The following is a 26,767-nucleotide window of genomic DNA, read 5'->3' as shown; positions in this document are numbered from 1 at the left end:
CTTTGGAGGTCCCATGTCTGAGCAGATCTCGCTGCCCGTTCTCTTCGTCCCCGACCTCGTCGTGCTCCCCGGCATGGTCGTGCCGATCACCCTCGACGACGCTGCGCAGGCCGCCGTCGACGCCGGCCGCGCGAGCGAGCGCGGCAAGCTCCTCATCGCCCCGCGGCTGGACGACCGCTACCCGACGCACGGCGTCGTCGCGTCGATCGTGCAGGTCGGTCGGGTTCCCGGGCAGTCCGAATACGTCGCGGTGCTCCGCGGCGAGCAGCGCGCCCACATCGGCTCCGGCACCACAGGCCCAGGCGCGGCCCTGTGGGTCGAGGTCGAGCTCGTCGACGACGCGCCCGTCACCGAGCGCACCCGCGAGCTGGCCGCCGAGTACAAGAAGGTCGTGCTCGCGATGCTGCAGCGCCGCGAGGCGTGGCAGGTCATCGACGCCGTCAACCGGCTCACCGATCCCGCCGCGCTGGCGGACACGTCGGGCTACTCGTCGTGGCTGACCGACGAGCAGAAGCGCGAGCTGCTGGAGACCGGCGACGTCGACGCGCGGCTCCAGCAGCTCATCGACTGGACCGGCGAGCACCTCGCCGAGACCGAGGTGAGCGACAAGATCGCCTCCGACGTCCGCGACGGGATGGAGAAGCAGCAGAAGGAGTTCCTGCTCCGGCAGCAGCTGAACGCCATCCGCAAGGAACTCGGGGAGGACGAGCCCGACGGTGCCGACGACTACCGGTCCCGCGTCGAGGCCGCCGACCTGCCCGAGTCGGTCCGCGAGGCGGCGCTGCGCGAGGTCGGCAAGCTCGAGCGCGGCACCGACCAGAGCCCCGAGGCGGGCTGGATCCGCACGTGGCTCGACACCGTCCTCGACCTACCGTGGAACGTCACGACCGAGGACTCGGACGACCTGGCCGGCGCGCGGACGATCCTCGACGCCGACCACCACGGCCTCGACGACGTGAAGGACCGCATCGTCGAGTACCTCGCCGTGCGGTCGCGCCGGTCACAGCGCGGCATGTCGCTGGTCGGCGGACGAGGTTCGGGCGCCGTCATGGTGCTCGCCGGCCCTCCCGGCGTCGGCAAGACCTCGCTCGGCGAGTCCGTCGCGCGGGCGCTCGGGCGGAAGTTCGTGCGCGTGGCTCTCGGCGGCGTGCGCGACGAGGCCGAGATCCGCGGGCACCGTCGCACCTACGTCGGCGCGCTGCCCGGCCGGATCGTGCGCGCGATCGGCGAGGCCGGGTCGATGAACCCGGTGGTGTTGCTCGACGAGATCGACAAGGTGGGCTCCGACTACCGCGGCGACCCCGCGGCGGCCCTGCTCGAGGTCCTCGATCCCGCGCAGAACCACACCTTCCGCGACCACTACCTCGACCTCGACCTGGACCTGTCCGACGTGGTCTTCCTGGCGACGGCCAACGTCGTGGAGAACATCCCGTCGGCGCTGCTCGACCGCATGGAGCTCGTCACCCTCGACGGCTACACCGAGGACGACAAGGTCGCGATCGCCCGCGACTACCTGGTGCCGCGGCAGCTCGAGCGGGCGGCACTGACCGCCGACGAGGTGGCCGTCACCGACGGCGCGCTGCGCGAGATCGCCGCGAATTACACCCGGGAGCCGGGCGTCCGGCAGTTCGAGCGGCTGCTCGCCAAGGCCCTGCGCAAGGTCGCGGTGGAGCAGTCCTCCGCCACGGAGGGCGGGCGCACCGTCGTCGATGTCGGGGACCTGCAGGGCTACCTCGGCCGGCCGCGATTCACCCCGGAGACCGCCGAGCGCACGGAGGTGCCGGGCGTCGCGACCGGGCTCGCCGTGACCGGCATGGGCGGCGACGTCCTGTTCATCGAGGCGCTGCACACGCCCGGCGAGTCCGGCCCGGAGCTGAAGCTGACGGGCCAGCTGGGCGACGTGATGAAGGAGTCGGCGCAGATCGCGCTGTCGTACGTGCAGGCGCATGCCGCCGAGTTCGGCATCGATCCGGCTGCGTTGAACGGCACGGTGCACATCCACTTCCCGGCCGGCGCCGTCCCCAAGGACGGACCGTCGGCGGGCGTCACGATGGTCACCGCGCTGGCCTCGATGCTGACGGGGCGGCGCGTGCGCAGCGATGTCGGCATGACCGGCGAGGTCACGTTGAACGGCCGGGTGCTGCCCATCGGTGGCGTCAAGCAGAAGCTGCTGGCGGCGCAGCGCAACGGCCTGAAGACGGTCTTCGTGCCGCAGCGCAACGAGCCCGACCTGGACGACGTCCCGGCCGAGGTCCTCGACGCGCTGGAGGTCAAGCCGATGGTCGACGTCGCCGAGATCGTCGCGCTGGCCTTGGAGCCGGTGTCGGAGGGCGCTCAGGTCGCCGCGTAACGGGTTCGACGGTGCGGGCGGGTCGCTTCGGCGGCCCGCCCGCTCGGCGTTTCGTGGGGGAGCCGGCGTCGGGCGGGGGAGAGCTTGGCGTTGCGTGGGGGAATCGGCGCCGCGTGGGGGACGGCCGCTCCCTCATCAGGGGAGCGGCTTCTCGTGGGGGAGTGAACGGATCCGAGGGGATTCGGCGCGGCGCGGGGGACGAGCCTCATGCCCGGCGTGCCCGCGCGTGCTCGGCCGCGGTCAGTTCGACGCGGCTGCGAGCACGGTGAGGAGGAGGATCGCGACGACGGGGCCGGTCATGGCGAGGACGGTGGTGCAGGCGATCCGGCACGGGCCGCGGCCCCACGCGCTGCCGATCGCGGCGAGGAACGGAGTCGTGAGCGCAGCGATGGCGGCAGCGCCCAACAACTCGTCGAAGTTCTCAAGGCTGTCGCTGAGCATCGCGGCGACGAGCAGAAGGAAACACGCGTACGTCCCGCCGCAGGCGACGAGCGCAGCGCGGCCGATACGGGTGCGCAGTGCATCGCGGTGTTCGGTGCAGACCGTGTTCGTCATGCATCCAGTCCACTCGATGCCGGCGCCCCGCGGATCCGTGGAACTACCCAGTCGAACCCGGGGATTCCCCGTGAGAGCCCGGCACCGTCGGACCGCGCGACCTGGGAGAACGCGCCTTGAGTGACCCGCGCTCAACTTTCTCGAGAAATCGGGAACATTCCCGTCCGATGGTCCGTTGAACAGAACGTACTACTTGAGCGTGATCCGCTCAATGGGGTAGAACTGAAGTGTTCGCCCCTTGAGCCGGGGGCGCTGAAGTCTGGATCTGTAGCAGAACTACTCAGGAGGCAAATCAATATGGGACGTGCAGTAGGCATCGACCTCGGCACCACCAACTCGTGCGTCGCTGTCCTCGAGGGCGGCGACCCGGTCGTGATCGCGAACGCCGAGGGCTCGCGGACCACCCCCTCGGTGGTGGCCTTCGCGCGCAACGGTGAGGTCCTGGTGGGTCAGCCCGCCAAGAACCAGGCCGTCACGAACGTCGACCGCACCATCCGCTCCGTCAAGCGCCACATCGGCACCGACTGGACGCAGAAGATCGACGACAAGGACTACACCAGCCAGGAGATCAGCGCCCGCACGCTGATGAAGCTCAAGCGCGACGCCGAGGCGTACCTGGGCGAGGACGTCACCGACGCCGTCGTCACGGTGCCCGCGTACTTCAACGACGCGCAGCGCCAGGCCACCAAGGAGGCCGGTCAGATCGCCGGCCTGAACGTGCTCCGCATCGTCAACGAGCCCACCGCCGCCGCGCTGGCGTACGGCCTGGACAAGGGCGAGAAGGAGCAGACCATCCTGGTCTTCGACCTCGGTGGCGGCACGTTCGACGTCTCGCTGCTGGAGATCGGCGACGGCGTCGTCGAGGTCCGCGCGACCTCGGGCGACAACAACCTCGGCGGCGACGACTGGGATCAGCGCATCGTCGACTGGCTCGTCGAGAAGTTCAAGGCGCAGCACGGCATCGACCTGACCAAGGACAAGATGGCCATGCAGCGTCTGCGTGAGGCCGCCGAGAAGGCGAAGATCGAGCTGAGCTCGGGCCAGAGCACGTCGATCAACCTGCCGTACATCACGGTGGACGCGGACAAGAACCCGCTGTTCCTCGACGAGAACCTCTCGCGCAGCGAGTTCCAGAAGATCACCAACGATCTGCTGGAGCGCACCCGCAAGCCCTTCCAGGCGGTCATCAAGGACGCCGGCATCGCCGTGGGCGACATCGACCACGTCGTGCTCGTCGGTGGGTCGACCCGTATGCCCGCCGTGACCGAGCTCGTCAAGGAGCTGACCGGCGGCCAGGAGCCCAACAAGGGCGTCAACCCGGACGAGGTCGTCGCCGTCGGCGCCGCCCTGCAGGCCGGCGTGCTGCGCGGCGAGGTCAAGGACGTGCTGCTGCTCGACGTCACCCCGCTGTCCCTCGGCATCGAGACCAAGGGCGGCGTGATGACCAAGCTCATCGAGCGCAACACCACCATCCCCACCAAGCGGTCCGAGACCTTCACCACGGCCGACGACAACCAGCCGTCGGTGCAGATCCAGGTCTTCCAGGGCGAGCGTGAGATCGCGGCGCACAACAAGCTGCTCGGCAGCTTCGAGCTCACCGGCATCGCGCCGGCGCCGCGCGGCGTGCCCCAGATCGAGGTCACCTTCGACATCGACGCCAACGGCATCGTGCACGTGACCGCGAAGGACAAGGGCACCGGCAAGGAGAACACCATCAAGATCTCCGACGGCAGTGGCCTGTCGCAGGAGGAGATCGACCGGATGATCAAGGACGCCGAGGCGCACGCCCAGGAGGACAAGGCTCGTCGCGAGGAGGCGGAGACCCGCAACCAGGCCGAGTCGCTGGTCAACCAGACCGAGAAGTTCCTCAAGGAGAACGAGGACAAGGTCCCGGCCGAGAACAAGGAGAAGGTCGAGGCCGCCATCAAGGAGGCGAACGAGGCGCTCCAGGGCACCGACATCGCCGCCGTGAAGGCCGCCGTCGAGAAGCTCTCGACCGAGTCGCAGGAGCTGGGCCAGGCGCTGTACGCGCAGGCCGGTGCCGCTGAGGCGCAGGCCGACGGTGCCGACGCCGGCGCCCAGCAGGACGATGGCGTCGTGGACGCCGAGGTCGTCGACGAGGACCCGAAGGACGCCAAGTAATGACGAGTCCCAGCAATCCGGTGGAACCGGATGAGGTGACCGCGGAGGCGGAGGTCGCGGCGGAGGATTCCGCCGCGGCCCCGGCCGGCGCCGAGATCGTGGAGGAGGCCGCGCCCGATAAGGAGGCGGAACTCACCGCCGATCTGCAGCGCGTGACCGCCGAGTACGCCAACTATCGCAAGCGCACCGCGCGCGACGTGGTGGACGCCCGCGCTGCGGGCAAGGCCTTCGTGGTCGGCGAGCTGCTCGTCGTTCTCGACGACCTGGAGCGCGCGCGCAACCACGGCGATCTCGAGGCCGGGCCACTGAAGTCCGTGTCCGACAAGCTCGACGGCGTGCTCAAGACCCTCGGTCTCGAGTCCTTCGGCGCGGAGGGCGACGAGTTCGACCCCGCGATCCACGAGGCCGTGCAGCACGAGGGTGACGGTGCCGATCCCGTTCTGGGAGCGGTGCTGCGCCAGGGATATCAGATCGATGGCAAGGTGATCCGTAACGCGATGGTGGCAGTGGTCGACCGTCCGGCGGAGGCCCCGAGCCAGGACGAGCAATAAAGGAGGTGATGCCCAGTGGCACAGAGGGAATGGGTTGAGCAGGACTTCTACAAGGAGCTGGGCGTCAGCTCCAGTGCGAGTGCCGACGAGATCAAGAAGGCCTATCGCAAGCTGGCCCGTGAGCTGCACCCGGACGCGAATCCGGGCAACACGCAGGCCGAGGAGCGGTTCAAGCGGGTCTCCGAGGCGCACGCCGTGCTCTCCGATCCGGCTAAGCGCAAGGAGTACGACGAGACGCGGCGCCTGTTCGGCGGCGGTCGCTTCGGCTCCGGCGGCGCGGGCGGCTACGGCGGTGGCGGCGGTTTCGGCACCGGCGGTTTCGGCAACACCAGCGGCGGCTCCGGCGGGTTCTCCTTCTCCGACATCTTCGACGGTGCCGCCTCCGGCAGCGGCGGGAGTGGCGGCTTCGGGGACATCTTCGAGGGACTGTTCAACCGAGGCGGCGCGGGACAGGGCTCCGGCCCGGGCCCACAGCCCACGCGGCCGCGCCGCGGCAGCGACCTGGAATCCGAGCTGACACTGGGCTTCCGCGACGCGACGCTGGGCGTGACCACGCCCATCACGCTGACCTCGCCCTCGCCGTGCACCACCTGCCACGGGTCCGGCGCCAAGCCGGGCACCAGCCCGCGGGTATGCCAGTCCTGCAACGGTTCCGGACTCGTGAGCCGGAACCAGGGGGCGTTCAGCTTCTCCGAGCCGTGCCCGGACTGCCGCGGAACCGGCTCGGTGATCGACGACCCGTGCTCGGACTGCAGCGGCACCGGCGTCACCGTGCGCACCCGCACGGTGAACGTGAAGATCCCGCCCGGTGTCAAGGACGGCCAGCGTATTCGCCTGGCCGGCCAGGGGCAGGCCGGGATGCGCGGGGCGCCCTCGGGCGACCTGTTCGTCACCGTTCACGTCAGCGCCGACGAGGTCTTCACCCGCAACGGCGACGACCTGCTCGTCACCCTGCCCGTGAGCTTCGCGGAGCTGGCGCTGGGCGCCACCGTCACCGTCCCCACGCTGGGACAGCCGGTGGGCGTGAAGATCCCGGCGGGCACCACCGATGGCCGCACCCTCCGGGTGCGTGGCCGCGGCGTGCCGAAGCGGGCGGGCGGCCACGGCGATCTGCTCGTCAAGGTGCAGGTCGCGGTGCCCCCGTCGCTCGATGAGCGGGCACAGCAGGCGCTCCGCGACTACGCGGAGGCCGAGCGCGCCGCGGGCTTCGACCCGCGCGGCGGCTGGGCCGGCGCCGGAAGCACCGCGGGGGCGTAGCGATGAATGTCGACCAGCGGTTCCCCGAGGACCCGGACGCGCACGTGTTCATGATCTCGGTGGCTGCGCAACTCGCGGGGATGCACGCGCAGACCCTCCGCACGTACGACCGGCTCGGGCTCGTGACGCCCGAGCGGTCGGCGGGCGGAGGTCGGCGCTACTCCTCGCGCGACGTCGACCTGCTCCGCGAGGTTCAGCGGCTCTCGCAGGACGAGGGCGTGAACCTCGCCGGGATCAAGCGGATCATCGACCTGACCAATCAGGTCGACGCCCTGCAGCGGAGAGTCGAGGAGCTCGCCGCGCAGGTCGACAACGTCCGCCGCGGAGGCGAACTCGTGCACGTGCCGAAATCATCGGCGTTGGTGGTGTGGCAACCGCGAAGTCGCCGCGGCAGCTGAGGGCGGTCCTCTCCTCTGCCCCGGGAGTCCGGCAGCCGCGGAGTCGCCGTAAGCCCTGATCAGATGTCCAGCCACGGCCCCGGGAGTCCGACGACCCCGGGGCCGTCGCACGTCCAACGCGGCCGTGCCGCTCGGTCCGCTCACAGCGGATCGTGCACCACGTCCTCGGCTGCCGCGCCCCGCGCCACGGCCTTCTCGCTCGCGGCGCGCAGCAGGCCCCGCGGGCCGGCGATCAGCACGCGGTGCCCGGTGAGATCCAGGCCGTCCATCGCATCGACCAGCGAGCCGTGCCGCAGCGGCAGCGCGCGGTGTGCGGTGGCGGGGTGCCTGAGCCACCACGGATCTTGTCGCGCGTCCGTCACCTGCGTCACCCTGAGCCACGGATTCGTCGCCGCCAGCGGCGCCAGGGAATCCGAGTCGTACAGCAACCCCGGCGATCGCGCCCCCACGAGGAGGTGCGCGTCGGGGTTGTCGGCATTCATGGCCATCGCGAGCAGTATGGACTTCATCGGCGCGAGGCCGGTGCCGCCGGCGATCATCGTGACGGGGCGGTCACCGTCGGGCCGCAGAAGCCCGTGGACCTGCCCGAACTGCCACACGTCGCCCGGGCGGGTCTCGCCGAAGACGGTGCTGGAGAGGTAGCCGCCCGGCACCGATCGGATATGGAACTCCAACTGTCCCTGCGTGTTCGGTGGCATCGCCAGCGACAGGGGCCGCCAGACCCGAGGCACCTGAGGGACCTGCGTCTCGACGTACTGGCCGGGCCGGAAGAGCAGCGGCTCGTCGGCCACGAGCCGTACCACCGACAGGCCGGGGTGGGGGCGCAGCACCTCCACCACGCGCGCCGTGCGGCGTGCGGGCGTCGGATCGGAGTGCGCGCCGCCACGCATCACGCCGGTGAGCAGCTGCACGCCCTGCTCGAGCACCACGGCGTCCTCCTCGTCGAGCCCGCCGTGCGGCGTGTAGACGGCATGCACCTCCGCGATGAGCGCCGCCGACATCGTCTCGTAGTGGGCCTCGGTCAGCCCGTACTTGCGGTGGTCGCGCCCGAGCTGCGCGAGGAACTCGATCAGCTCGTCGTGCCCGTCGGTCTTCGGGATCGAGGTGAAGACGTGGTCGAGCACGCGCTGGAAGGTCGCGCGATGCCCCGACATGTTGGCGGGGAAGAGGTCGCGCAGGGACGGATCCATGGCGAAGAGGCGGGCGAAGAGGCCCTTGGTGAAGTCGTCCGCCACCGGCTGGAGATCGGCTGCGATCTGCGCCAGACCGTGCCGTGCATGCGCACCCACTGCCGCTCCGCTCCTGCCTGCCGATCTTTGCGTTGACGGCCCCATCCTACCTGCGGCTTTGCGTTCGTCACGTCGCCGCGCGGACGGCGCGCCCGGTGCTGCGCCGAACCGGGCCGTCGAGTATCTTTCTCCCGGGCGCGCACATCGTGCCGAGGGATCGACGAGCTCGAAGAGAGGGTTCCACCGCCATGATCGCTGTGCGAGTCAGCCGCCGCGTGCGCCGCATCGGATACGGCATCGCTTTCGGAGCGGGCATCGCCCTCGCGCCGATCGCCGCAGGGGCCGCTTCCGCCGACACCGGGACGGCCGCCGATGCTCCCCCCGCGACGGCGTCGGTCCAGCGTGTGCAGCCGGTCGTCGTGCCGAGGGTTGCCGCGAAGCCTGCGGCCGCGAAGGCGGTGGCCAAGCCCCTCTCCGGGAAGCAGGCTGCGGCGAAGCCCGCCGCGGTCCGGGGCGTCTCCGCGGATCGGCGCCCCGTCGTTGTGATCGGCGCCTCCGTGTCGTCGGGCAAGGAGGTTTCCTCCGCCCAGGCCTACCCGCACCGCGTCGCCGCGATCTCCGGCCGCCCGGTCCAGGTCAGCTCCCGCGTGGGCGCCGGCTACGCCGACGGCTCCATCGCGCGGCTCACCCGCGCCGCGAACCTGCCCGCGCAGAATCCGTCGCTGGTCGTGCTCCAGGCGGGCACCAACGACGTCGGCGCGCCGCCGGCCCTTGTCGCGGGCCAGGTACGGCAGGTCGTCTCGACGGTGCGCCAGCAGGCGCCCGGCGCGAAGATCGCCGTGGTCACGGTGTTCCCGTCGATCCACAGCGGCGACGCGGCGCGCACCACCGACGCTGCGATCATCGGCGCGGCCCGATCCGTCGACCCGAGCGTCGTCGTGATCTCCCCGCTGAGCGAGGGCTGGAACTACACCTCCTCGGAGGACGGCCACCCCGGTTCCGCTGCGCATCTGCGGATCGCCGAGCGCGTCGCCGGGCTGGTCTGACCCGAGCGGCGGCCCCCCCGGCTGCACGGCAGCGCACGACGGTCAGCCGCACCCGCTGCACGCACGGTCGCGGGCGGATCGGGTGCGGATGGGCTCCCGCACCGCTTTCGCCCCGTGGCACCCGGCATGACAGGTGCGACGGCGCGTTTCGGGTGCGATATGCCGTCCACACCCGAAACGCCCGCGGTGGCGGCGGGCAGCTGGCCGGTCGGGGCGCCACGGAGTGGTGCTCGCGAGACAAGTGTGAAGAAAGTCGGGAGAGTTACGTATGTGACTCCTGTTGTGTCACGATGTCGGCATGAGCGTGTCGCGTTTCGGGGTAATGGTCGGAATCGGAGCCGCGGTGATCGCGTCGGTGGGCGGGGCGTCCGCCGGCACCGTCGCCGCTGACCCGGGTGCCGTCTCGCGCACCGCGGATTCCCGGCCCATCGTCGTGATCGGCGCGTCGATCTCGACCGGCTACGAGGTCGAGGGCGTCGTGGCCTATCCGCGGATGATCAGCGCCATCGCCGGTCGGTCCGTGTACCTCAGCGCCCGCAGTGGCGCCGGCTACAACGACGGCGCGATCGCCGGGCTGACCCGGGCCGCGAACCTTCCGGAGCGCGACCCGGCGCTCGTCGTGGTGCAGGCCGGTTCCAACGACGTGGGCGCCTCGACCGCCGCGATCGACAGTCAGGTGCGGCAGGTGATCGCCATGGTGCGCTCGCAGGCTCCGAGGGCCAGGGTCGCGCTGATCACGGTCTTCCCGTCCGTCCGCGGCAGCGGCCCGAACGCCCGCGCCACCGAGGCGGCGATCGTCGGCGCCGCCCGAGCGGTCGAGCCGTCGGTGTCCGTCATCTCCCCGCTCAGCGAGGGCTGGGTGTACGGGACCAGTAGTGACGGTCACCCCGACGCCGCCGCGCACCAGAAGCTCGCGGAGCGCGTCGCGGCGCTGGCGTAGTCGAAAGATCTCCGCGCATCGCGCCGTTTCGCGTGCGAAACCCTGCCGATCTCCGGATTCTCGCGGTGATGTTTCAACGCGCCTGTCGGGTCTGTGGGATGGGTCACTCCGAATCCCCAGCTTGAGCGGAACAGACTCAAGGTTCTGCGCGTTGAGGAACACAGAAGGCATACTTGAGTGGAGAAGGCTCAGGGTGCATGACCGTGTTCGAGACGACCCAGGAGGTCACCAGAAGTGGATTCGTTCCAGCCCACCACCAAGACGCAGGCCGCGCTGACCTCGGCTCTGCAGGCGGCGTCCGCCGCGGGGAACCCGGAGATCTCTCCGGCGCACCTGCTGGTGGCGCTGCTCGACCAGACCGACGGGATCGCCGCGCCGCTGCTCAAGGCGGTGGGTGTGGATCCCGTCACCGTGCGCAACCGCGCGCAGGACCTCGTGGACCGCAAGCCGAAGGCCAGCGGCTCCACCGCCACGCCGCAGCTCAGCCGCGAGTCGATCGCGTCGATCAGTGCGGCGCAGAAACTCGCGACCGAGATGGGCGATCAGTTCGTCTCCACCGAGCACGTGCTCTACGGGCTCGCGGAGGCGGGCGGTGAGGCCGCGCAGGTCCTCACCTCCGCCGGCGCGACCCCGCAGGAGATCCGCGAGGCCTTCACGGCCGTCCGCGGCAGCGCGAAGGTCACGTCGCAGGATCCGGAGGGCCAGTACCAGGCTCTGGAGAAGTACTCGACCGACCTCACCGCGCGGGCCCGCGAGGGCAAGCTCGACCCGGTCATCGGGCGCGACAACGAGATCCGTCGTGTGGTCCAGGTCCTGAGCCGGCGCACCAAGAACAATCCGGTGCTCATCGGCGAGCCCGGCGTCGGCAAGACGGCCATCGTCGAGGGCCTGGCCCAGCGCGTGGTGACGGGCGACGTGCCGGAGTCGCTGCGCGACAAGACCGTGGTCTCGCTGGACCTCGGCTCGATGGTCGCGGGCGCCAAGTACCGCGGCGAGTTCGAGGAGCGGCTCAAGGCCGTCCTCGACGAGATCAAGGCCAGCTCCGGCCAGATCATCACCTTCATCGACGAGCTGCACACCATCGTGGGCGCCGGCGCCACCGGCGACTCCGCCATGGACGCGGGCAACATGATCAAGCCGATGCTGGCCCGCGGCGAGTTGCGGCTCGTCGGCGCGACCACGCTCGATGAGTACCGCCAGTACATCGAGAAGGACGCCGCGCTCGAGCGCCGGTTCCAGCAGGTGCTGGTCGGCGAGCCGTCGGTGGAGGACACCGTCGGCATCCTGCGTGGCCTCAAGGAGCGGTACGAGGTGCACCACGGCGTGCGCATCACCGACTCCGCGCTGGTCGCCGCCGCGTCCCTCTCCGACCGCTACATCACGAGCAGGTTCCTGCCCGACAAGGCGATCGACCTCGTCGACGAGGCCGCATCGCGCCTGCGGATGGAGATCGACTCGCGCCCCGAGGAGATCGACGCCGAGGAGCGGCTGGTCCGCCGCCTCGAGATCGAGGAGATGGCGCTGTCGAAGGAGTCCGACGACGCGTCGAAGGACCGCCTGGAGAAGCTGCGCGGCGAGCTCGCCGATCACAAGGAGAAGCTGGCCCAGCTCACCTCCCGCTGGCAGAACGAGAAGGGTGCCATCGATTCGGTGCGCTCGCTCAAGGAGCAGCTCGAGACGCTGAAGGGCGAGTCGGAGCGCGCTGAGCGCGACGGCGACCTCGGTCGCGCGGCGGAGCTGCGCTACGGCCAGATCCCCGCGCTGGAGAAGCAGCTCGACGAGGCGGTCGCCTTGTCGGGTGCCGCCTCCGACGGCGAGGTCATGCTCAAGGAGGAGGTCGGCCCCGACGACGTGGCCGATGTGGTCTCCGCCTGGACCGGCGTCCCCGCCGGCCGCATGCTCGAGGGTGAGACGGCGAAGCTGCTGCGCATGGAGTCGGAGATCGGCAAGCGCGTGATCGGTCAGGAGGCCGCGGTCACCGCGGTCTCGGACGCGGTGCGCCGCACCCGCGCCGGCGTCGCGGACCCGAACCGGCCCACCGGCTCGTTCCTGTTCCTCGGCCCGACGGGCGTGGGCAAGACCGAGCTGGCGAAGGGCCTCGCGGAGTTCCTCTTCGACGACGAGCGCGCCATGGTCCGCATCGACATGTCCGAGTACGGCGAGAAGCACTCCGTCGCACGGCTCGTCGGCGCGCCTCCCGGGTACGTCGGCTACGAGGCCGGCGGCCAGCTGACCGAGGCCGTGCGGCGCCGTCCCTACACGGTGGTGCTGTTCGACGAGGTCGAGAAGGCGCACCCGGACGTCTTCGACGTGCTCCTGCAGGTGCTCGACGAGGGCCGGCTCACCGACGGCCAGGGCCGCACGGTGGACTTCCGCAACACGATCCTGATCCTCACGTCGAACCTCGGCGCGGGCGGCACGCCCGAGCAGGTGATGGCCGCGGTGCGAGCGAAGTTCAAGCCGGAGTTCATCAACCGGCTCGACGACGTGCTCATCTTCGACGCTCTGAGCTCGGACCAGTTGACCGGCATCGTCGACATCCAGCTGGACCAGCTGCGCACGCGCCTGTCGCAGCGCAGGCTGGGGCTCGAGGTCTCCGACGAGGCCAAGGGCTGGCTCGCGGAGCGCGGTTTCGACCCGCTCTACGGCGCCCGTCCGCTGCGCCGCCTGGTGCAGCACGCGATCGGCGACCAGCTCGCCAAGGCGTTGCTCGCGGGCGATGTCCGCGACGGCGACACGGTGAAGGTCACCGTCAGCGACGACGGCGACCGGCTCATCGTCGGCTGACGCTGCGCGATCCGCGCGATCGCGATCGGTCCGACAGGTCCCGTCCTCCTTCCGGAGGGCGGGACCTTTCGCTGTCTCGGGGCGGATTCGGTCTTGCCAAGGGAGGGGGCGGCACCTAATGTGAATGGCATTCATAAATAGTTATGGCTCACCTAAGTAGGAGTGCTTATGGCGACCGACCTGCCCACGACCGCTCTCGACGCCCCGCCGTCGGCGTCACCCACGACGCCGCCACACGGGGAGGTGTCCTCGGCGAAAGCGCAACAACGCGCGGGCGCCGCCGCGCTGAAGGGCCTGACGCGACCGGTGGCCGGCGGGCTGGCGCTGGGGCGCGCGATGGCGGTGGTCTCCGCCGTGCTTGCCGTCGTGCCCTACATCGCGCTCGTCCGCATCGGCGCGCTGCTCCTCGACGCCGCGGCGACCGGCGCCGCGGTCGATCGGGCCGAGGTCGACCGCTGGCTGCAGATCCTCATCGCGACCTTCGCGGCCCGCCTCGGGATCTACCTGGCGGCGCTCGCCGTCACCCACGTCGCCGACCTGCGGTTCGGGCACCACGTCCGGCAGCGGATGGTGGACCGGATCGCCCGCGTGCCCCTCGCCTGGTTCACGGCCACCAATTCGGGCCGCGTCCGCAAGTCGCTGCAGGACGACATCGGGACGGTGCACCAGCTGATCGCGCATCAGCCGGTGGACGTCACCAACGCCGTCGTCATGCCGCTCGCGCTGATGGTCTACGCCTTCGTCATCGACTGGCGCCTGGGCCTGCTGTCGATCGGAACCCTGCCGCTGTACGCCCTCGCGATGGCGTTCTCGGCCCGCGGCATGGGCGAGATGACCGTACAGATGGACCGTCGCCTGTCGACGGTGTCGGCGCGCACCGTCGAGTTCGTGACCGGGATCGCCGTGGTCAAGGCCTTCGGCCGGGTCGGTCGGGCGCACCGCAACTACCAGGAGGCGGCCGACGAGTTCCACACCTTCTACGCGGACTGGGTGCGACCGCTGGTCCGGATCTCCGCCGTGGGCTCGTCGTTCCTCGCGGTACCGCTGATCCTCCTCGTGAACGTCGGCGGCGGCGCTGTCCTGGTGCACGGGGGAGCGGTGACCGCCGCCGACGTGCTCGCCACGTCTCTCATCGCGCTCCTGATCCCCTACGCGCTGGAGGTGCTCATGCACTCGACGTGGTCGCGGCAGCTCGCCGGGGCCGCCGCGCTGCGACTGCAGGACGTGCTCGAGACGCCGGTCCTCCCGGGCGTCGCCGACACCGCGCAGCCGCAGGGGCACGACGTCGTCTTCGAGAACGTCGCCTACTCGTATGGGGGCGACGACGGTGCGCTCGCCGTCGACGACGTGAGCTTCACCCTGCGGCAGGGCACCGTCACGGCGCTGGTGGGCCCGTCAGGCTCCGGTAAGTCGACCATCGCGACACTGCTCGCCCGGTTCGACGATCCCCGTTCTGGCGCGATCCGCATCGGCGGCGTCCCGGTCGACCGGATCGCGGACCTGTACGCGCACGTGGGTTTCGTGCTGCAGGACCCGCAGTTGCTGTCGATCAGCATCCGCGACAACATCGCCCTCGGTCGGCCCGACGCCGACGACGAGCAAGTGCGTGCGGCGGCCCGCGCAGCCCGCGTCCTTGACGAGATCGAGCGGCTTCCCGACGGTTTCGCCACGGTCTACGGCGCCGGCACGGGACTCTCCGGCGGACAGGCGCAGCGCATCGCCATCGCCCGCGCGCTGCTCGTCGACGCGCCGGTACTCGTCCTCGACGAAGCGACGGCGCTGGCGGACCCCGAGGCGCAGGCCGAGATCCAGCAGGCGCTCTCGGCGCTCGCGCGAGGCCGTACCGTGCTCGTGATCGGGCACCGCCGCGAGACCATCAGTGGCGTCGACCAGATCGTCCTCGTGGACGAGGGCCGGGTCGTCGCCACCGGCACCCACGACGACCTGCTCGCCGAGCCCCGCTACGCCGGGCTCTGGCACCGCGGCGCGACCCCGTCCACCTCGAACGAAGGAACCCGGCGATGATGAATCTCCCTCTGCTCGATATCGTTCCGCGGGTGCGGCGCATGCTCTCGCGCCCCGAGGCGCTGGGCCTCGTCGTCGCGCTCGCGGTGCTCGCGGGCCTCATCGAAGGCCTGGCGCTGGCCGCGCTGCTCCCCGCCATCTCCGCGCTCGCGAGCGGAGGACCCGTGTGGGGGATGGAGCTGGCCGGGTGGCTGTGGGTGCTCGCCGCGCTCGCAGCGGCGAGCTTCGGCGTCAACTACCTCTCCAGCCGCCGCTCCTACGCCGCGGCCCTCGACTTCCTCGCCAGCATCCACCGCCTCGTCGGCGACCAGGTGGCCAAGCAGCCCCTGGGGTGGTTCGCCCGCCCGCGGGCGGGCGCGCTCTCCCGGGTGGTCTCGACCGAGTTGATGATGGCCGGAGAGATCCTGGCGCACATGCTCTCCCCGATCGTGGCGCGCTCGGTCGCGGCGGCGGCCGTGGTCGTGGCGGCGTGGCTGTGGAACCCCGCGCTCGGGCTCGTCCTCACGATCGCGGTGCCGGCGTTCGTCGCGATCACCCTGGTGTCGACGGCCCTCCTGCGCAAGGGGCGATCCATCCACGAGCCCGAGGAAGCCGTGCTCGCGCACCGGATCGTCGAGTACTCGCAGTGCCAGGGCGCGCTGCGATCCTGCGGCCGCAGTGACGATTTCGGACCGCTGACCGACGCGATGGACGGCGCGACGGCGGCGAAGAAGCGGGCGCTGTGGTTCGAGACCGCCGGTCTGCTCACCAGCGGCATGGTCTCGCAGGGCGTGATCGTCGTACTCATCACGGTCACCGGGACCCTCGCGGTCTCAGGGGAACTCGCACCGATCCCCGCGCTCGCCTTCATCGGGCTCTCGCTCCGGTTCACCTCCACCCTGTCCGAGATCACCAGCAGTGCCATGGCTCTCGAGTCGCGGCGGCCCCTCCTCGATCAGCTCGACGAGGTGCTGACGGCCGTGCCGCTCCCGGAGCCCGGCGCACCGTCGGACCTGCCTGAGCCGGGCGCGATCGCTCTGGAGGGAGTCACCTTCGGGTACACGCCCGACGGTCCACCGGCGCTGCGCGACGTGTCCCTGCGCGTGCCGCCGGGGAGTATGGTCGCTCTGGTCGGGCCCTCCGGCAGCGGCAAGACGACGGTGGCGAAACTCGTCAGCCGGTTCTACGACACGACCGAGGGCCGCGTGCTCGTGGGCGGGGCACCCGTCGGCGTGCAGACGACCGAGCAGCTCATGGGGCAGCTGTCGATGGTCTTCCAGGACGTCTACCTCTTCGACGACACGCTTAGCGCGAACATCGCGGTGGGGCGCGAGGATGCGACCGACGAGGAGATCCGGCGCGCGGGGGAGATCGCGGGCGTTGCGGATATCGCCCGTCGGCTGCCGCTGGGGTGGGACGCGCCGGTCGGGGAGGGCGGCCGCGCACTGTCGGGCGGGGAGCGGCAGCGGGTGGCCATCGCCCGCGCGCTGCTCAAGCGCGCCCCGATCGTGCTGCTCGATGAAGCCACCTCCGCGCTCGACGTGGAGAACGAGGCGAACATCGTCGCGGCGGTGGAGCAGTTGCGGCGCGAGGCCACCGTTCTGATCATCGCGCACCGGCTGGACACGATCGCCCACGCCGACCTCATCGTGGCGCTCGACGCAGACGGATCGGTCGAGGCGATCGGCACGCACGACGAGCTCCTCGCTGCCGGCGGCACCTACGCCATCTACTGGGAGCACCTGCGGACCGCACAGGGATGGCAACTGACGAATTAGAGTGCCGGTGTGGCACGGGGCGATGGGATCACACGGAAGGTCGGGCGGAAGCCGGCCTTCGACGCCGACGACGTGATCGACGCGGCGTTCGCCGAGGGCGTCGACCGGTTCACGATGGCCGCGGTCGCGGACCGGCTCGGCGTGGTCACCCCGGCGATCTACCGCGTCTTCAAATCGCGAGACGAGATCGAGGCCGCTGCACTGCACCGGGCCGCCGCGAGCATCGCGCTCCCCGCTCCCGGATCCGATTGGCGCGCGGTACTGCGGATGTGGGCCGACGAGTGCTGGAAGGTCTGTGAGGACCACCTCGGTTTGAACCGCGCGGTGTTCGCGAACCCGATCGCGTTCAACCACATCGAGCACGTCGCCGCCGCTTACGCCCGCGCGCTCGGCGCGGACGGGTGGACCGTCGACCAGGCCGCCTTCGCCCTGGACTTCCTCGGCGACACCGTCTTCGCCTCGCACCTCGGTATCCAGGCCATGCGCGAGGTGGACGATTCCGGCGCGTCCGGATACGACCGGGCACGTCGGTCTGCGGCGGACGACGCCGTCTTCCGGCCCGAGCCCGCCTGGATCGACCGGACCGTGCTCGACGCGAAGGTCGACTTCATCATCGCCGGCCTCGCGGACCGCCGCCCCGGCCTGTAGCTCCCTACTCGACGCGGAGCGCTCCGGCGTGGAAGTCGGCGACCAGGGCGTCGACGGTGCCACGGGCGTCGAACCGGTTCGTGCCGATCACACCCGTGGGGCCACGTTTGCACCACCCGGCCACGTACACGCCGGGGAGGGCGGCACCGTCCGACCCGAGGACGCGCCCGTCGGCGTTCGGGATGGTGCCGGTGGCCTCGTCGTAGGGCACGCCCGGTACGGACGTGCCCCGCAGTCCGATCGACGGCAGGACCAGGCCGCACGCCAGCTCCGACGGTGTGCCGTGGTCGTCGAAGGCGACGGTGAGCCCGCCGTCGGCGGCGGTGATGGCGGTGGGCGGCGTGCCGAAGCGCAGGACCACCCGTCGACCCTCCGGGGCGGAGTCCGCCGCCGGAAGCGCCTGCAGCAGGGCGAGTTTCTGTGCGCGGTAGAAGCGGGCCTGCTCGTCGGCGGGCTCGTCACCGTCGTCGTCCAGGTCGCGTGGTTCGACGACGACCGTCACCGTGCGGGCCAGCCCGACGAGCTCCGGCGCGGTGAAGGCGGCGTGCCCCGGGCCCCGTCGGGCGAGGATCACTACCTCTCTGACCTGCGAATCCCGGAGTGCGGCGAGAGCCCCGTCGGTCAGGTCGGTGCCGACGAAGGTCTCGGGGTCGGCGGTGAGGATCCGCGCGACGTCCAGCGCGACGTTGCCGTTGCCCAGCACGACGACCCGTTCGTGCGTGAGATCGGGGGCGAGCCCGGCGAAGTCGGGGTGGCCGTTGTACCAGGCCACGAAGTCGGCGGCGGCCGTGACGCCGGGCAGGTCCGCGCCCGGCAGGCCCAGGTCACGGCCGTGCAGCGAGCCCACCGCGTACACCACCGCGTGATGCGCACGCGCCAGGTCCTCGTGCGTGACGTCCTCGCCGATCCGCACGCCCAGGTGCGTCGTGACGCCTGCGGCCTTGCGCGATTTCGCGAACTGCTCCTGCACCTTCTTGGTGTCGCCATGGTCGGGGGCGACCCCGAAGCGCACCAGCCCGCCGGTCTCGGGGAGCCGCTCGTAGACGTCGATCGTCGCGCGGACGTCGATGCGGTGCTGCAGCTCGCTCACCACGTAGTGCCCCGCCGCGCCCGCACCCACGACGGCGACGCTCAGCGTCTCGGCGTCCGAGGCGGGGCGCTTGCGGCCGATCCGCGGGTCGGTGAACGGATGGTCGCGGTCCGCGGACGAGCCCACGGCCTCGTAGTAGTCCGCGTTCATCGCCTCGAACGGGGCCATCTCCGTGGTCAGCTCGTAATCGGTGGTGATCGCCGAGACGGGGCAGGCATCGATGCAGGCGCCGCAGTCGATGCACACGTCCGGGTCGATGTAGAGCATCTCCGCCGTGGCGTACTCGGGCTCGTCGGGCGTGGGGTGGATGCAGTCGACGGGGCACTCGGGGACGCACGACGCGTCGTTGCAGCAGTTCTGGACGATCACGTGGGGCATGTCTTCGATAGTGGGCCGTGGGCGGCGCGCGGGCAAGGGATCGCGCCGCGTGTCAGGGTGGAGGCATGACCCTGACGCCGCACATCGCCGCGACCGAGCGCCACACCACCGCCTACCTCGCCTCGGGCCCCGTCGACGGTCCGCTGCTCGTCTTCGTGCACGGCTGGCCCGAGCTCGGCTACACCTGGCGGCACCAGCTGCGCGCCCTTGGCGCGCTCGGCTTCCGGTGCGTTGCGCCCGACATGCGCGGCTACGGCTCGTCGACGGTGTACGCCGAGAAGACGGCGTACCGCCGCGAGGAGGCGGTCACCGACATGCTGGAGCTGCTCGCGGCGCTCGGCCGCGACTCCGCGATCTGGATCGGGCACGACTGGGGCGGGCCCGTGGTGTGGAACATCGCCACCCACCATCCCGAGGTCGTCGACGCGGTGGCCTCGCTCAACGTGCCGCACTTCCCGTCGAGCGGGCCCTCGCCCTTCGACCTCATCGACCGCGCGAAGTACCCCGCCGACGAGTACCCGTACGGCCAGTGGGACTACCAGGTGCACTACCTCAAGTCCTTCGACGAGGCGACGGCCCAGTTCGAGAGCGACCTGCCGGGTCTCGTCGCGGCGCTGTTCCGCAGCGGCGACCCGCGCCACCTCGACGGTCCCGCCCCCACCGCCGTGATCACCCGCAACGGCGGCTGGTTCGGCGGTGGATCCGTGCCGCAGCTGCCGCTCGACCCCGCGGTGCTCACCCCCGAGGACCACGCCGTCTACGTCGCGGCCTTCGAGCGGAACGGCATGGCCGGCCCCAACTCCTGGTACGTCAACACCCCGGCGGACATGGCGTACGCCGCGACCGAACTGGACGGCGGCCGGATCGACAAGCCCGCGTTGTTCCTGCACGGCCGGTACGACGCGATCCTCGACACCGTCGGGACGCGGCTCGCCGATCCGATGCGCGCGGCGTGCACCGACCTCACCGAGGTCGTCGTCGACTCCGGGCACTGGATGGGGGAGGAGAAGCCCGCCGAGGTCAGCGCCGCGATCGCGGGCTGGATCGCCCGCAGCGTGCCCGCGTCCTGCCCGGTTACGCTGGGCGCATGACCACCGTCGCTGACGTCGCCGATGCCAAGTACGTCCTGCTGACCACCTTCCGCAAGGACGGCACCCCCGTCGCGACCCCCATCTGGGCGGTGCGCGACGGCGCCGACCTCGTGGTGTGGACCGTCGCCGACTCCTGGAAGGTCAAGCGGCTCCGGCGCAACCCGTCGGTGCTGGTCCAGGCCTGCGACGCCCGCGGCAAGAAGACCACCGGCCCCGAGGTCGCCGGGACCGGCGAGGTCATCGACGGCGGCGAGGCCGGGTCGAAGATCGCGAAGAAGTACGGCGTGCTGGGCTGGCTCACCGTCGCCGGGTCCAAGCTCCGCCGGGGTGCGGGCGGCACCGTCGGGATCCGCGTCCACGACGCCGGGTGATTCTGAAACCGGGCTCGAGCGCGGTCAGGGCGAAGTATTTCCATCGTGGCCGAGTTCGAGCGCGGTTTCTGTCAGCGTGACGGGGCGCGCCACTGCTCGACGACGGGCTGCAGGTACTGCGCGAGCTCCGGCAGCTGCGGGACCAGCGCCAGCGCGGTGATCGCGCGCAGCACACCGACGGCCGTGACGAACTCCAGCACGTCGGCGCGCAGGCCGCGGATGCCGGCGGCCGCCGCGCCGCGGTCGTACGCGGCCCCCAGTTCGGGGCCCAGCGTCGCGAGATCCCACTCCACGGGGCCTAGCGTGACCAGCTCGAAGTCCGCGTACCTCAGGCCGTCGACGCCGGCGAACATGTTGGCCGGTGGGCAGTCGCCGTGCACCGGCTGCAGCTCCACGCCGGGGAACCGCGCCTCGAAGGCGGCGCGGGAGCGGACCGCCGGCTCGAGCGCGGCCCACTCGGCGCGGGCGCGCGCCACGTCCTCGGCGGGCAGCAGGTCGGGGCGGCCCGCGAGGAGATCCAGGCCGGCGGCGACGCCGCCCGGGTCGGCAGTGGCGAGGAAGCCCAGCTCGCCGGGGTAGTCGAGCAGCGCGGCGTGCAGGCGCGCGGTGCTCTCGGCGTTGGCCACGTAGTCGGGCTCGGCGGCCACGTCCTCCTCGACGTACTCCCAGAAGGTCATCGAGAAGCCGTCGCGCTGCACCGGCCGCGCGGGGACCAGCGGCGACGGAACCAGCACCGGGACGCCGTGCGCGGCGAGCCACGCGGTGACCGCCAGTTCGTCGGCCTGACGGCGGGCGAGGGTCGCCGGCGTCTCGGTCGCCGGCAGCACCGTCGGGATGCGGACCACCACGGGCGCCGGCTCCAGCCGCACCACCACGGAGAACAGGTCGTGCAGCACCGTCGTGCCGCTGACGTCGAGGCCCAGTTCGCAGGCGGCGCCGATCGCGGCGTCGACGGCGGCGGCCGTGCGGGCAGCTCGTTCGGTGTCGGTCATGACGTTCACGCGGGCAATGATGTCCGATTCGCCGCGCCATGTCGAAGGATTTGCAGGTTGCGGCGGCGCGGGTCCGGCGTGTCGTCGCCGGAACCTGCAAGAGATGTCAGGTGCCCAGGAGCCCGACCACCGCGAGCGCGATGACACATCCCGCGAGCACCAGATGCGAAACGGGCGTCCGCGTCCGCAGGGTGACCACGGCGGCGACGGCCACGACGAGGCACGTGATGGCCGCAGGCGCGCTGGACACCGCCCGCGCGACGATCGCGCAGGTCAGCACAAGCGCGACGGCGGTGCGCACGCGCGCCAGCAGGGTTCGCTCGGCCGCCTGGGTCGGCGGTGCGCTCACGTCAGGGCCCTCACGTCACGAGGAGTGAGGCGGCGAGGACGACGCCGGCCAGGACGATCAGCGCGGCGAGGACCAGCGTCGCGGGTGTGCCGCGCAGCTCGCGGCGGGTGCGCATCGCGCCCTCGACGGACAGCCACCGTCGGAACGCGTAGCCGGCCAGCGTGGCCGCGACGAGGAGCAGCACCACGACCAGCGGCGTCCGGACCGGCTCCGGCACGACGTGCGGCGCGAAGGCCTCCAGGCCGACGGCGGCGGCGACGAGCCCCAGCGACGTGCGGATCCACGCGAGGAAGGTGCGCTCGTTCGCGAGGGTGAACCGCGCGTCCGGCGCCTGACCCTCGGTGAGGGCGCGCGGCGGCCACAGTCGTCCCACGCCGACAACGTTAGCGGGGTGCATAGACATTGGCCCGCCACATTCACAGGCCCATCTCAGACACGACGAATAGTTTCGCGCAGGGCGCGCTCGGTGAGGCGCACGATGAGATGACGAACGAATGCGAGGAGGTGGTCGCCGATGGGTGGTGACGCACGCTCCCGCGGCCCCTGGCCCGCCGTGGTGCTGTGCCTGCTGGGCATCGGCGTCGTCGGCGCGGGCATCGCCTACGCGCTGCACATGTCCGCCGACCTGGGTAGCGCCCGTCGCGTCCTACCCGCCGCGCAGTCCGCTGGCGTCTCCGTGAGCGACCAACGGTCCGTCGCCATCACGCCCGGCCGGGAGGTCATCGGTGCGATCACCTCCGTCGGCGACGCCGCGATCACCGTGCGCTCGGCGCCGGACGGCGGCACCGTCGTCTTGCGCACCGGCCCCACCACCCAGGTGACCACGACACACGGCAGCACGCTGTCCGATCTCGAGGTGGGTGACGTGGTCATGATCCAGGTGAGCGCGGACGGTAAGTCGGCGCTGGCGATCTACGCCGGTCAGATCTCGGTCGCCGGAAGCCCGTCTGTCGGGTGAACTCCCCGGTCGACGCGCTACTGTAGGTGGCGATGTCGTACGTAGTGTTCCTGATCCTCGCGGTGGTCTGCGCGGCGCTGGCCGCCGCGCTCATCTGGTATGAGCGCAACCACTCACCCGCCGTGAACTCCGAGCGCGCCGACTGGGCCGCACAGCGCGAGTTCGTCTACAGCGCGGCCGACCCGTCGCTGCACGACGAGTTCCACCGCGGCGGCATGGCCGTCCCCGGCGACTCCGCGATCGTCGACGTGGCCCACGGCGCCTACTTCGGGGCCGCCGCCTACGTCTTCGACCTGCAGGAGGCCGCGACGATCGTGGCCGTCAGCCGCGGCGCCGCGTCGGGCGCGCTGCTGGACCTGCGGGCCGAGGGCCGACCCGCCCCCGGGGAGCCCGGCATGGAGCCGCTCGGCGCCCTGGGCCCGCGCGTGCTGTACACGAACAACGCCGAGGTCGCGCGCCGCGTCGCCGATCGCCGCATGATCACGTTCGCCGAGCAGGTGCCCGACTACATCGAGTCCCTGTGGAACGAGGGCGAGTGGACCGTGGCCTCCATGGCCGCGACCGACGACCCGGAGGACCTCGACGAGGCGCTCGAGGCCGTCCGCCGCTTCGGCGACCTGCTGCGCGTCCTCCCGCCGGAGGGCCACGCCCGCGTCGTCACCGCGGGCGGGCCCCGCGATCCCGGCCAGCCCGTGCCCGTCCGCTCGGGTAAGGAGTCCGGCCGGTGACCGCTCCTCTCGACCCGGCCGCCAAGGCCCGGCTCGCCGAGCTCGTCCGTGCGCTCGCCGTCGTGCACGGCAAGGTCACGCTCTCCAGTGGCCGCGAGGCGGACTACTACGTCGACCTGCGCCGCGCGACGCTGCACCACGAGGCCTCCCCGCTGATCGGCGCGCTGCTGCGCGAGCTCACCGCCGACTGGGACTACACCGCCGTCGGCGGCCTCACCCTCGGCGCCGACCCGGTCGCCACGGCCGTCATGCATGCCCCCGGCCGGCCGATCGACGCCTTCGTCGTCCGCAAGGCCGCGAAGGCGCACGGCATGCAGCGCCAGGTCGAGGGCCCCGACGTGGTCGGCAAGCGCGTGCTCGTCGTCGAGGACACCACGACCACCGGCAACTCGCCGCTCACCGCCGTCCGCGCGCTGCGCGACATCGGCGCCGAGGTCATCGGCGTCGCGACCGTCGTGGACCGCGCGACCGGCGCCGCCGACGTCATCGCCGCCGAGGGCCTCGAGTACCGCTCGGTGCTCGGCCTCGCCGACCTCGGTCTCTGACCGGCCGGTGACCGGCGACAAGCCCGGGCCGGACGACGCGATCGGCCCGGACGAGCAGCTCGGGCCGACCGAGTGGGTGACGGGCCTGCCCGGACCGCACACCGTCGGACTGGGGCCGTGGGCCGACGAGCATCCCGGCGAGCCGGTCCCCGCCGACCCGCGGTACGACCGTCACCTGCTCGCGGAGGGCGACCGCCGCAACGTTGTGGACGCCTACCGGTACTGGACGCGTGAGGCGATCGTCGCCGACCTCGACGCCCGCAGGTATCCCTTCGAAGTGGCCATCGAGAACCTGGGTCACGACGCCAACATCGGCACCGTCGTGCGCACCGCGAACGCCTTCGGCGCGCGGGCCGTGCACATCGTCGGGCGGCGCCGCTGGAACCGGCGCGGTGCCATGGTCACCGATCGCTACCAGCACCTGCACCACCACGAGGACACGGACGCGCTCGCCGCGTGGTGCGCCGAGCGCGACCTGCCGATCGTCGCCGTCGACAACCTGCCGGGTTCTGTGCCGCTCGAGCGGGCTGCCCTGCCCCGACGGTGCCTGCTCCTGTTCGGACAGGAGGGGCCGGGCGTCTCCGGGGGCGCCCGGCACGTCGCCGGGACGACGGTGTCGATCGCCCAGTTCGGCTCGACGCGGTCGATCAACGTGGGCGTCGCGGCCGGCATCGCGATGCACGCCTGGGTCCGCGAGCACGCCGACCTCGACGCCGCGTGGTGACGTTAGCGGGCTTCGATCGCGTAGGCGCGGATCCGCTCGTCGACCGTGAGGATCGGCACCTGCTCGACGACGCACTGCGCGACCAGCATGCGGTCGAACGGATCCCGGTGGTGCCAGGGAAGGTCGCGGATCGCCTGCGCGTGGCGGACGCTCAGCGGGAGCAGTGAGAATCCCTGCGCGGTGAGGAACTCCTCGCTCATCTCAGGGGCGACCAACTTGCCGAGGGAGGCCTTGATCGAGACCTCGGCGACGGTGGCCGCGGACACCAGCACGGTGTTCTCATCGTCCTCGATCAGCGACCGGTGGTCGGGCCGGAGCCGGGGATCGCTCCCGAGCCACCACAGGAGGACGTGGGTATCCGCGAGGAGCCTCACTCGCCGTACCAATCCTCGAGATCGGTGTCGGTCAGCACATCGAAGTCATCGGCGATCTCGATCCGCCCGGCCCAGGCGCCCGGAGCGCGCACCGGCCGGTCGGGCACGTACGGGACGAGCCGGGCGACCGGCTTGCCGTTGCGGGTGATGGTCATCCGGTCTCCTTGCTCGGCGCGCGCGACCAACCGCGAGAACTGCGACTTCGCGGCGTAGATGTTGAACTCGGCGCTGCCCATGTCGTCAGGATACCTGGATTGGTCAGGTCTGACCAGGGATCGTCGCGCAGAGCCCTGGCTCCTGGGGCTCGCTCTGACCTGCGAGGACGTGCACTCGTCGGTGACCCGTGATGTGATGTCAGCATGAGTTCGGTCGAGTGGAATCAGCGCGCGGCCGCGGCGCAGGCCGCGGTCGTCGAGCGGCACCTGAAACCGGTGTGGGGCATCCCCGGCACCCTGCTCGGCACGCCCGCCTACCCGGCCACGCGGCGCGATTCGCTGTTCGTCAGCTGGAACTACTGGTGGCAGGCCCACCTGCTCGACGTGGCGGTGGACGCGTACGTCCGGGACGGCGCACCGTCGACCCGGAAGCTGGTGCTGCGCATCGCCCGCGGCCACCGCGTGCGGAACCTGTTCCGCGTCACCAACTCGTACAACGACGACATGGCGTGGATGGGGCTCGCGCTGGAGCGGGCGCAGCGGCACGCGGGCCTGAACTCGGCGAGACGGTTGCGGGTGCTGCGGGACACCCTCTACGACGCCTGGGTGCCCGACGCCGGCGGCGGCATCACCTGGCGCACCAAGGGCCTGTTCCTCAACGCGCCCGCCAACGGCCCGGCCGGCATCTTCCTCGCCCGGATGGGCCGCTTCGAGCGTGCGGAGGAGACGTCCGACTGGCTGTACCGGCGCCTGCTGGACCTGGAGACGGGTCTCATCAACGACGGTGTCGACGGCGACTACGACAGCCCCGAGGTCGGGAAGATCTACCCGGAGAAGTACTCCTACAACCAGGGCGTCACCATCGGCCTGGACGCGGAGCTCTCCTCGGACCTGGCGCCCACGCATGCGATCCGTGCCGCGGGCCTCATCGCTGCGGTCGCAGAGCACATGACCGACGGTGCCGTCATCACCGGCGGGGACGGAGGCGACGGCGGCCTGTTCAACGGCATCCTCATCCGGTACCTCGCGGTCGCGGCCCGCGCGCTGCGTGGACCCGACGCCGAGGATGCGCGCGCTCTCGCGTCGGAGATCGTCTTCGCCTCCGCCGAGGCCGCCTGGCACGGGACGCGCGAGCTGGACGGTCGCGTGCTGTTCTCCGCGGACTGGACCCGCGACGCTCGGATCCCGGGCGGTTCCGATGCGCCCGCCTACTTCACGGGCGGCACGGTCCGCTCCAGCGAGACCCCCGAACGCGACCTGTCCGTGCAGGTCGGTGGTTGGATGGCGATGGAGGCCGCGGCAGCGCTCGCGCGACACTGAGCCTGCC

Annotated in this window: 26 protein-coding genes; 18 read left to right on the top strand and 8 right to left on the bottom strand. The window is 71.4% G+C overall.

The genetic code is table 11. The annotated features are described in order from the left end of the window. Positions 1-13 precede the first annotated feature (13 nt). The gene (lon, locus tag HNP44_RS15170) at positions 14-2,350 is read left to right on the top strand and encodes an endopeptidase La (RefSeq protein WP_259141840.1); all 2,337 of its coding nucleotides are present in this window, start codon (positions 14-16) and stop codon (positions 2,348-2,350) included. A 240-nt stretch (positions 2,351-2,590) separates the two neighbouring features. Here lon and HNP44_RS15165 read toward each other — a convergent pair whose 3' ends face one another. Beyond that, positions 2,591-2,905 carry a hypothetical protein gene (locus HNP44_RS15165; RefSeq protein WP_259141839.1) on the bottom strand — a complete coding sequence of 105 codons (315 nt, stop codon included), beginning with the start codon at positions 2,903-2,905 and terminating at the stop codon, positions 2,591-2,593. Between the two features lie 297 nt (positions 2,906-3,202). Between HNP44_RS15165 and dnaK the strand changes: the two genes are divergently transcribed. From dnaK to HNP44_RS15145, 4 genes are read left to right on the top strand one after another with little or no spacing between them, the layout of a single operon-like run. Continuing rightward, the gene (gene dnaK, locus HNP44_RS15160; RefSeq protein ID WP_259141838.1) at positions 3,203-5,047 is read left to right on the top strand and encodes a molecular chaperone DnaK; all 1,845 of its coding nucleotides are present in this window, start codon (positions 3,203-3,205) and stop codon (positions 5,045-5,047) included. Beyond that, the gene (grpE, locus tag HNP44_RS15155) at positions 5,047-5,598 is read left to right on the top strand and encodes a nucleotide exchange factor GrpE (RefSeq protein WP_259141837.1); all 552 of its coding nucleotides are present in this window, start codon (positions 5,047-5,049) and stop codon (positions 5,596-5,598) included. Before dnaK ends, grpE begins: the two co-directional genes overlap by 1 nt. Positions 5,599-5,613: 15 nt before the next feature. Continuing rightward, positions 5,614-6,855: a molecular chaperone DnaJ gene (dnaJ, locus tag HNP44_RS15150; protein WP_259141836.1), complete on the top strand. Its 1,242-nt coding sequence runs from the start codon at positions 5,614-5,616 to the stop codon at positions 6,853-6,855. 2 nt (positions 6,856-6,857) lie between these two features. Beyond that, on the top strand, positions 6,858-7,253 hold the full coding sequence (locus HNP44_RS15145) for a heat shock protein transcriptional repressor HspR (protein WP_259141835.1): 396 nt from the start codon (positions 6,858-6,860) through the stop codon (positions 7,251-7,253). A gap of 140 nt (positions 7,254-7,393) precedes the next feature. Here HNP44_RS15145 and HNP44_RS15140 read toward each other — a convergent pair whose 3' ends face one another. Next, complete coding sequence (locus tag HNP44_RS15140; RefSeq protein WP_259141834.1) at positions 7,394-8,542, bottom strand: FAD-binding oxidoreductase; 1,149 nt, start codon at positions 8,540-8,542, stop codon at positions 7,394-7,396. Positions 8,543-8,730: 188 nt separating this feature from the next. Here HNP44_RS15140 and HNP44_RS15135 point away from each other — a divergent pair, with 188 nt between their 5' ends. The 6 genes from HNP44_RS15135 to HNP44_RS15110 all read left to right on the top strand — a co-directional run bounded on the left by HNP44_RS15135 (position 8,731) and on the right by HNP44_RS15110 (position 17,685). Next, entirely contained in the window at positions 8,731-9,528 is a 798-nt protein-coding gene (locus HNP44_RS15135; RefSeq protein ID WP_259141833.1) for an SGNH/GDSL hydrolase family protein, read from the top strand. A gap of 298 nt (positions 9,529-9,826) precedes the next feature. Continuing rightward, positions 9,827-10,468 carry an SGNH/GDSL hydrolase family protein gene (locus HNP44_RS15130; RefSeq protein WP_259141832.1) on the top strand — a complete coding sequence of 214 codons (642 nt, stop codon included), beginning with the start codon at positions 9,827-9,829 and terminating at the stop codon, positions 10,466-10,468. Between the two features lie 234 nt (positions 10,469-10,702). After that, positions 10,703-13,255, top strand: coding sequence for an ATP-dependent chaperone ClpB (gene clpB / locus HNP44_RS15125; protein WP_259141831.1), 2,553 nt, complete (start codon positions 10,703-10,705; stop codon positions 13,253-13,255). A 168-nt stretch (positions 13,256-13,423) separates the two neighbouring features. Next, positions 13,424-15,280 (top strand): ABC transporter ATP-binding protein, encoded by a 1,857-nt coding sequence (locus HNP44_RS15120; RefSeq protein WP_259141830.1) that lies wholly within the window; start codon positions 13,424-13,426, stop codon positions 15,278-15,280. Further along, the gene (locus HNP44_RS15115; RefSeq protein WP_310437687.1) at positions 15,277-17,037 is read left to right on the top strand and encodes an ABC transporter ATP-binding protein; all 1,761 of its coding nucleotides are present in this window, start codon (positions 15,277-15,279) and stop codon (positions 17,035-17,037) included. Before HNP44_RS15120 ends, HNP44_RS15115 begins: the two co-directional genes overlap by 4 nt. 9 nt (positions 17,038-17,046) lie before the next feature. Then, on the top strand, positions 17,047-17,685 hold the full coding sequence (locus HNP44_RS15110) for a TetR/AcrR family transcriptional regulator (RefSeq protein WP_259141829.1): 639 nt from the start codon (positions 17,047-17,049) through the stop codon (positions 17,683-17,685). A gap of 4 nt (positions 17,686-17,689) precedes the next feature. Here HNP44_RS15110 and HNP44_RS15105 read toward each other — a convergent pair whose 3' ends face one another. Next, positions 17,690-19,153, bottom strand: a complete 1,464-nt coding sequence (locus HNP44_RS15105) for an FAD-dependent oxidoreductase (protein WP_259141828.1) — start codon at positions 19,151-19,153, stop codon at positions 17,690-17,692. A 65-nt stretch (positions 19,154-19,218) separates the two neighbouring features. Here HNP44_RS15105 and HNP44_RS15100 point away from each other — a divergent pair, with 65 nt between their 5' ends. Both HNP44_RS15100 and HNP44_RS15095 read left to right on the top strand, forming a co-directional pair. Continuing rightward, positions 19,219-20,244, top strand: coding sequence for an alpha/beta hydrolase (locus HNP44_RS15100; protein WP_259141827.1), 1,026 nt, complete (start codon positions 19,219-19,221; stop codon positions 20,242-20,244). Further along, positions 20,241-20,615, top strand: a complete 375-nt coding sequence (locus HNP44_RS15095; protein WP_259141826.1) for a PPOX class F420-dependent oxidoreductase — start codon at positions 20,241-20,243, stop codon at positions 20,613-20,615. Before HNP44_RS15100 ends, HNP44_RS15095 begins: the two co-directional genes overlap by 4 nt. 71 nt (positions 20,616-20,686) lie before the next feature. On the opposite strand, the gene HNP44_RS15090 is transcribed toward HNP44_RS15095, so the two are convergent. The 3 genes from HNP44_RS15090 to HNP44_RS15080 form a co-directional block, all read right to left on the bottom strand. Beyond that, a complete protein-coding gene (locus tag HNP44_RS15090; protein ID WP_259142243.1) occupies positions 20,687-21,607 on the bottom strand; it encodes an aminoglycoside phosphotransferase family protein in 921 nt (306 codons plus the stop codon). 106 nt (positions 21,608-21,713) lie between these two features. Continuing rightward, positions 21,714-21,956 (bottom strand): hypothetical protein, encoded by a 243-nt coding sequence (locus HNP44_RS15085; protein ID WP_259141825.1) that lies wholly within the window; start codon positions 21,954-21,956, stop codon positions 21,714-21,716. 10 nt (positions 21,957-21,966) lie between these two features. Continuing rightward, positions 21,967-22,353, bottom strand: a complete 387-nt coding sequence (locus tag HNP44_RS15080) for a YidH family protein (protein WP_259142242.1) — start codon at positions 22,351-22,353, stop codon at positions 21,967-21,969. A gap of 117 nt (positions 22,354-22,470) precedes the next feature. On the opposite strand from HNP44_RS15080, the gene HNP44_RS15075 reads away from it, so the two are divergent. Genes HNP44_RS15075 through HNP44_RS15060 form a run of 4 tightly spaced genes read left to right on the top strand, consistent with a single transcriptional unit; the run spans position 22,471 to position 24,911 of the window. Next, positions 22,471-22,914, top strand: a complete 444-nt coding sequence (locus HNP44_RS15075; protein ID WP_259141824.1) for a hypothetical protein — start codon at positions 22,471-22,473, stop codon at positions 22,912-22,914. A 32-nt stretch (positions 22,915-22,946) separates the two neighbouring features. Next, positions 22,947-23,642 carry a hypothetical protein gene (locus HNP44_RS15070; RefSeq protein WP_259141823.1) on the top strand — a complete coding sequence of 232 codons (696 nt, stop codon included), beginning with the start codon at positions 22,947-22,949 and terminating at the stop codon, positions 23,640-23,642. Further along, positions 23,639-24,187: an orotate phosphoribosyltransferase gene (gene pyrE, locus HNP44_RS15065; protein WP_259141822.1), complete on the top strand. Its 549-nt coding sequence runs from the start codon at positions 23,639-23,641 to the stop codon at positions 24,185-24,187. The genes HNP44_RS15070 and pyrE overlap by 4 nt, the downstream gene beginning before the upstream one ends. A gap of 7 nt (positions 24,188-24,194) precedes the next feature. Then, positions 24,195-24,911, top strand: coding sequence for a TrmH family RNA methyltransferase (locus tag HNP44_RS15060; protein WP_259141821.1), 717 nt, complete (start codon positions 24,195-24,197; stop codon positions 24,909-24,911). A gap of 2 nt (positions 24,912-24,913) precedes the next feature. On the opposite strand, the gene HNP44_RS15055 is transcribed toward HNP44_RS15060, so the two are convergent. Continuing rightward, the gene (locus HNP44_RS15055; RefSeq protein ID WP_259141820.1) at positions 24,914-25,285 is read right to left on the bottom strand and encodes a type II toxin-antitoxin system VapC family toxin; all 372 of its coding nucleotides are present in this window, start codon (positions 25,283-25,285) and stop codon (positions 24,914-24,916) included. Beyond that, entirely contained in the window at positions 25,282-25,521 is a 240-nt protein-coding gene (locus tag HNP44_RS15050; protein WP_259141819.1) for a type II toxin-antitoxin system Phd/YefM family antitoxin, read from the bottom strand. The genes HNP44_RS15055 and HNP44_RS15050 overlap by 4 nt, the downstream gene beginning before the upstream one ends. A 123-nt stretch (positions 25,522-25,644) precedes the next feature. Here HNP44_RS15050 and HNP44_RS15045 point away from each other — a divergent pair, with 123 nt between their 5' ends. Continuing rightward, a complete protein-coding gene (locus HNP44_RS15045; RefSeq protein WP_259141818.1) occupies positions 25,645-26,760 on the top strand; it encodes a glycoside hydrolase family 76 protein in 1,116 nt (371 codons plus the stop codon). Positions 26,761-26,767 lie beyond the last annotated feature (7 nt).

It is taken from the genome of Tsukamurella ocularis (assembly GCF_024807615.1).
Classification (GTDB): Bacteria; Actinomycetota; Actinomycetes; order Mycobacteriales; family Mycobacteriaceae; genus Tsukamurella; species Tsukamurella ocularis.
The sequence above is the reverse complement of the archived record's forward strand: the minus strand, read 5'-3'. Positions and strand labels throughout refer to the sequence as shown.

Coding starts and splice junctions, on each gene's coding strand:
- HNP44_RS15105 (WP_259141828.1), bottom strand. CDS start 19,153: ATGCCCCACGTGATCGTCCAGAACTGCTGCAACGACGCGTCGTGCGTC.
- HNP44_RS15070 (WP_259141823.1), top strand. CDS start 22,947: ATGTCGTACGTAGTGTTCCTGATCCTCGCGGTGGTCTGCGCGGCGCTG.
- HNP44_RS15135 (WP_259141833.1), top strand. CDS start 8,731: ATGATCGCTGTGCGAGTCAGCCGCCGCGTGCGCCGCATCGGATACGGC.
- HNP44_RS15080 (WP_259142242.1), bottom strand. CDS start 22,353: ATGCACCCCGCTAACGTTGTCGGCGTGGGACGACTGTGGCCGCCGCGC.
- HNP44_RS15145 (WP_259141835.1), top strand. CDS start 6,858: ATGAATGTCGACCAGCGGTTCCCCGAGGACCCGGACGCGCACGTGTTC.
- HNP44_RS15045 (WP_259141818.1), top strand. CDS start 25,645: ATGAGTTCGGTCGAGTGGAATCAGCGCGCGGCCGCGGCGCAGGCCGCG.
- lon (WP_259141840.1), top strand. CDS start 14: ATGTCTGAGCAGATCTCGCTGCCCGTTCTCTTCGTCCCCGACCTCGTC.
- HNP44_RS15120 (WP_259141830.1), top strand. CDS start 13,424: ATGGCGACCGACCTGCCCACGACCGCTCTCGACGCCCCGCCGTCGGCG.
- HNP44_RS15075 (WP_259141824.1), top strand. CDS start 22,471: ATGGGTGGTGACGCACGCTCCCGCGGCCCCTGGCCCGCCGTGGTGCTG.
- HNP44_RS15100 (WP_259141827.1), top strand. CDS start 19,219: ATGACCCTGACGCCGCACATCGCCGCGACCGAGCGCCACACCACCGCC.
- HNP44_RS15130 (WP_259141832.1), top strand. CDS start 9,827: ATGAGCGTGTCGCGTTTCGGGGTAATGGTCGGAATCGGAGCCGCGGTG.
- grpE (WP_259141837.1), top strand. CDS start 5,047: ATGACGAGTCCCAGCAATCCGGTGGAACCGGATGAGGTGACCGCGGAG.
- HNP44_RS15115 (WP_310437687.1), top strand. CDS start 15,277: ATGATGAATCTCCCTCTGCTCGATATCGTTCCGCGGGTGCGGCGCATG.
- HNP44_RS15090 (WP_259142243.1), bottom strand. CDS start 21,607: ATGACCGACACCGAACGAGCTGCCCGCACGGCCGCCGCCGTCGACGCC.
- HNP44_RS15165 (WP_259141839.1), bottom strand. CDS start 2,905: ATGACGAACACGGTCTGCACCGAACACCGCGATGCACTGCGCACCCGT.
- dnaK (WP_259141838.1), top strand. CDS start 3,203: ATGGGACGTGCAGTAGGCATCGACCTCGGCACCACCAACTCGTGCGTC.
- HNP44_RS15050 (WP_259141819.1), bottom strand. CDS start 25,521: ATGGGCAGCGCCGAGTTCAACATCTACGCCGCGAAGTCGCAGTTCTCG.
- HNP44_RS15095 (WP_259141826.1), top strand. CDS start 20,241: ATGACCACCGTCGCTGACGTCGCCGATGCCAAGTACGTCCTGCTGACC.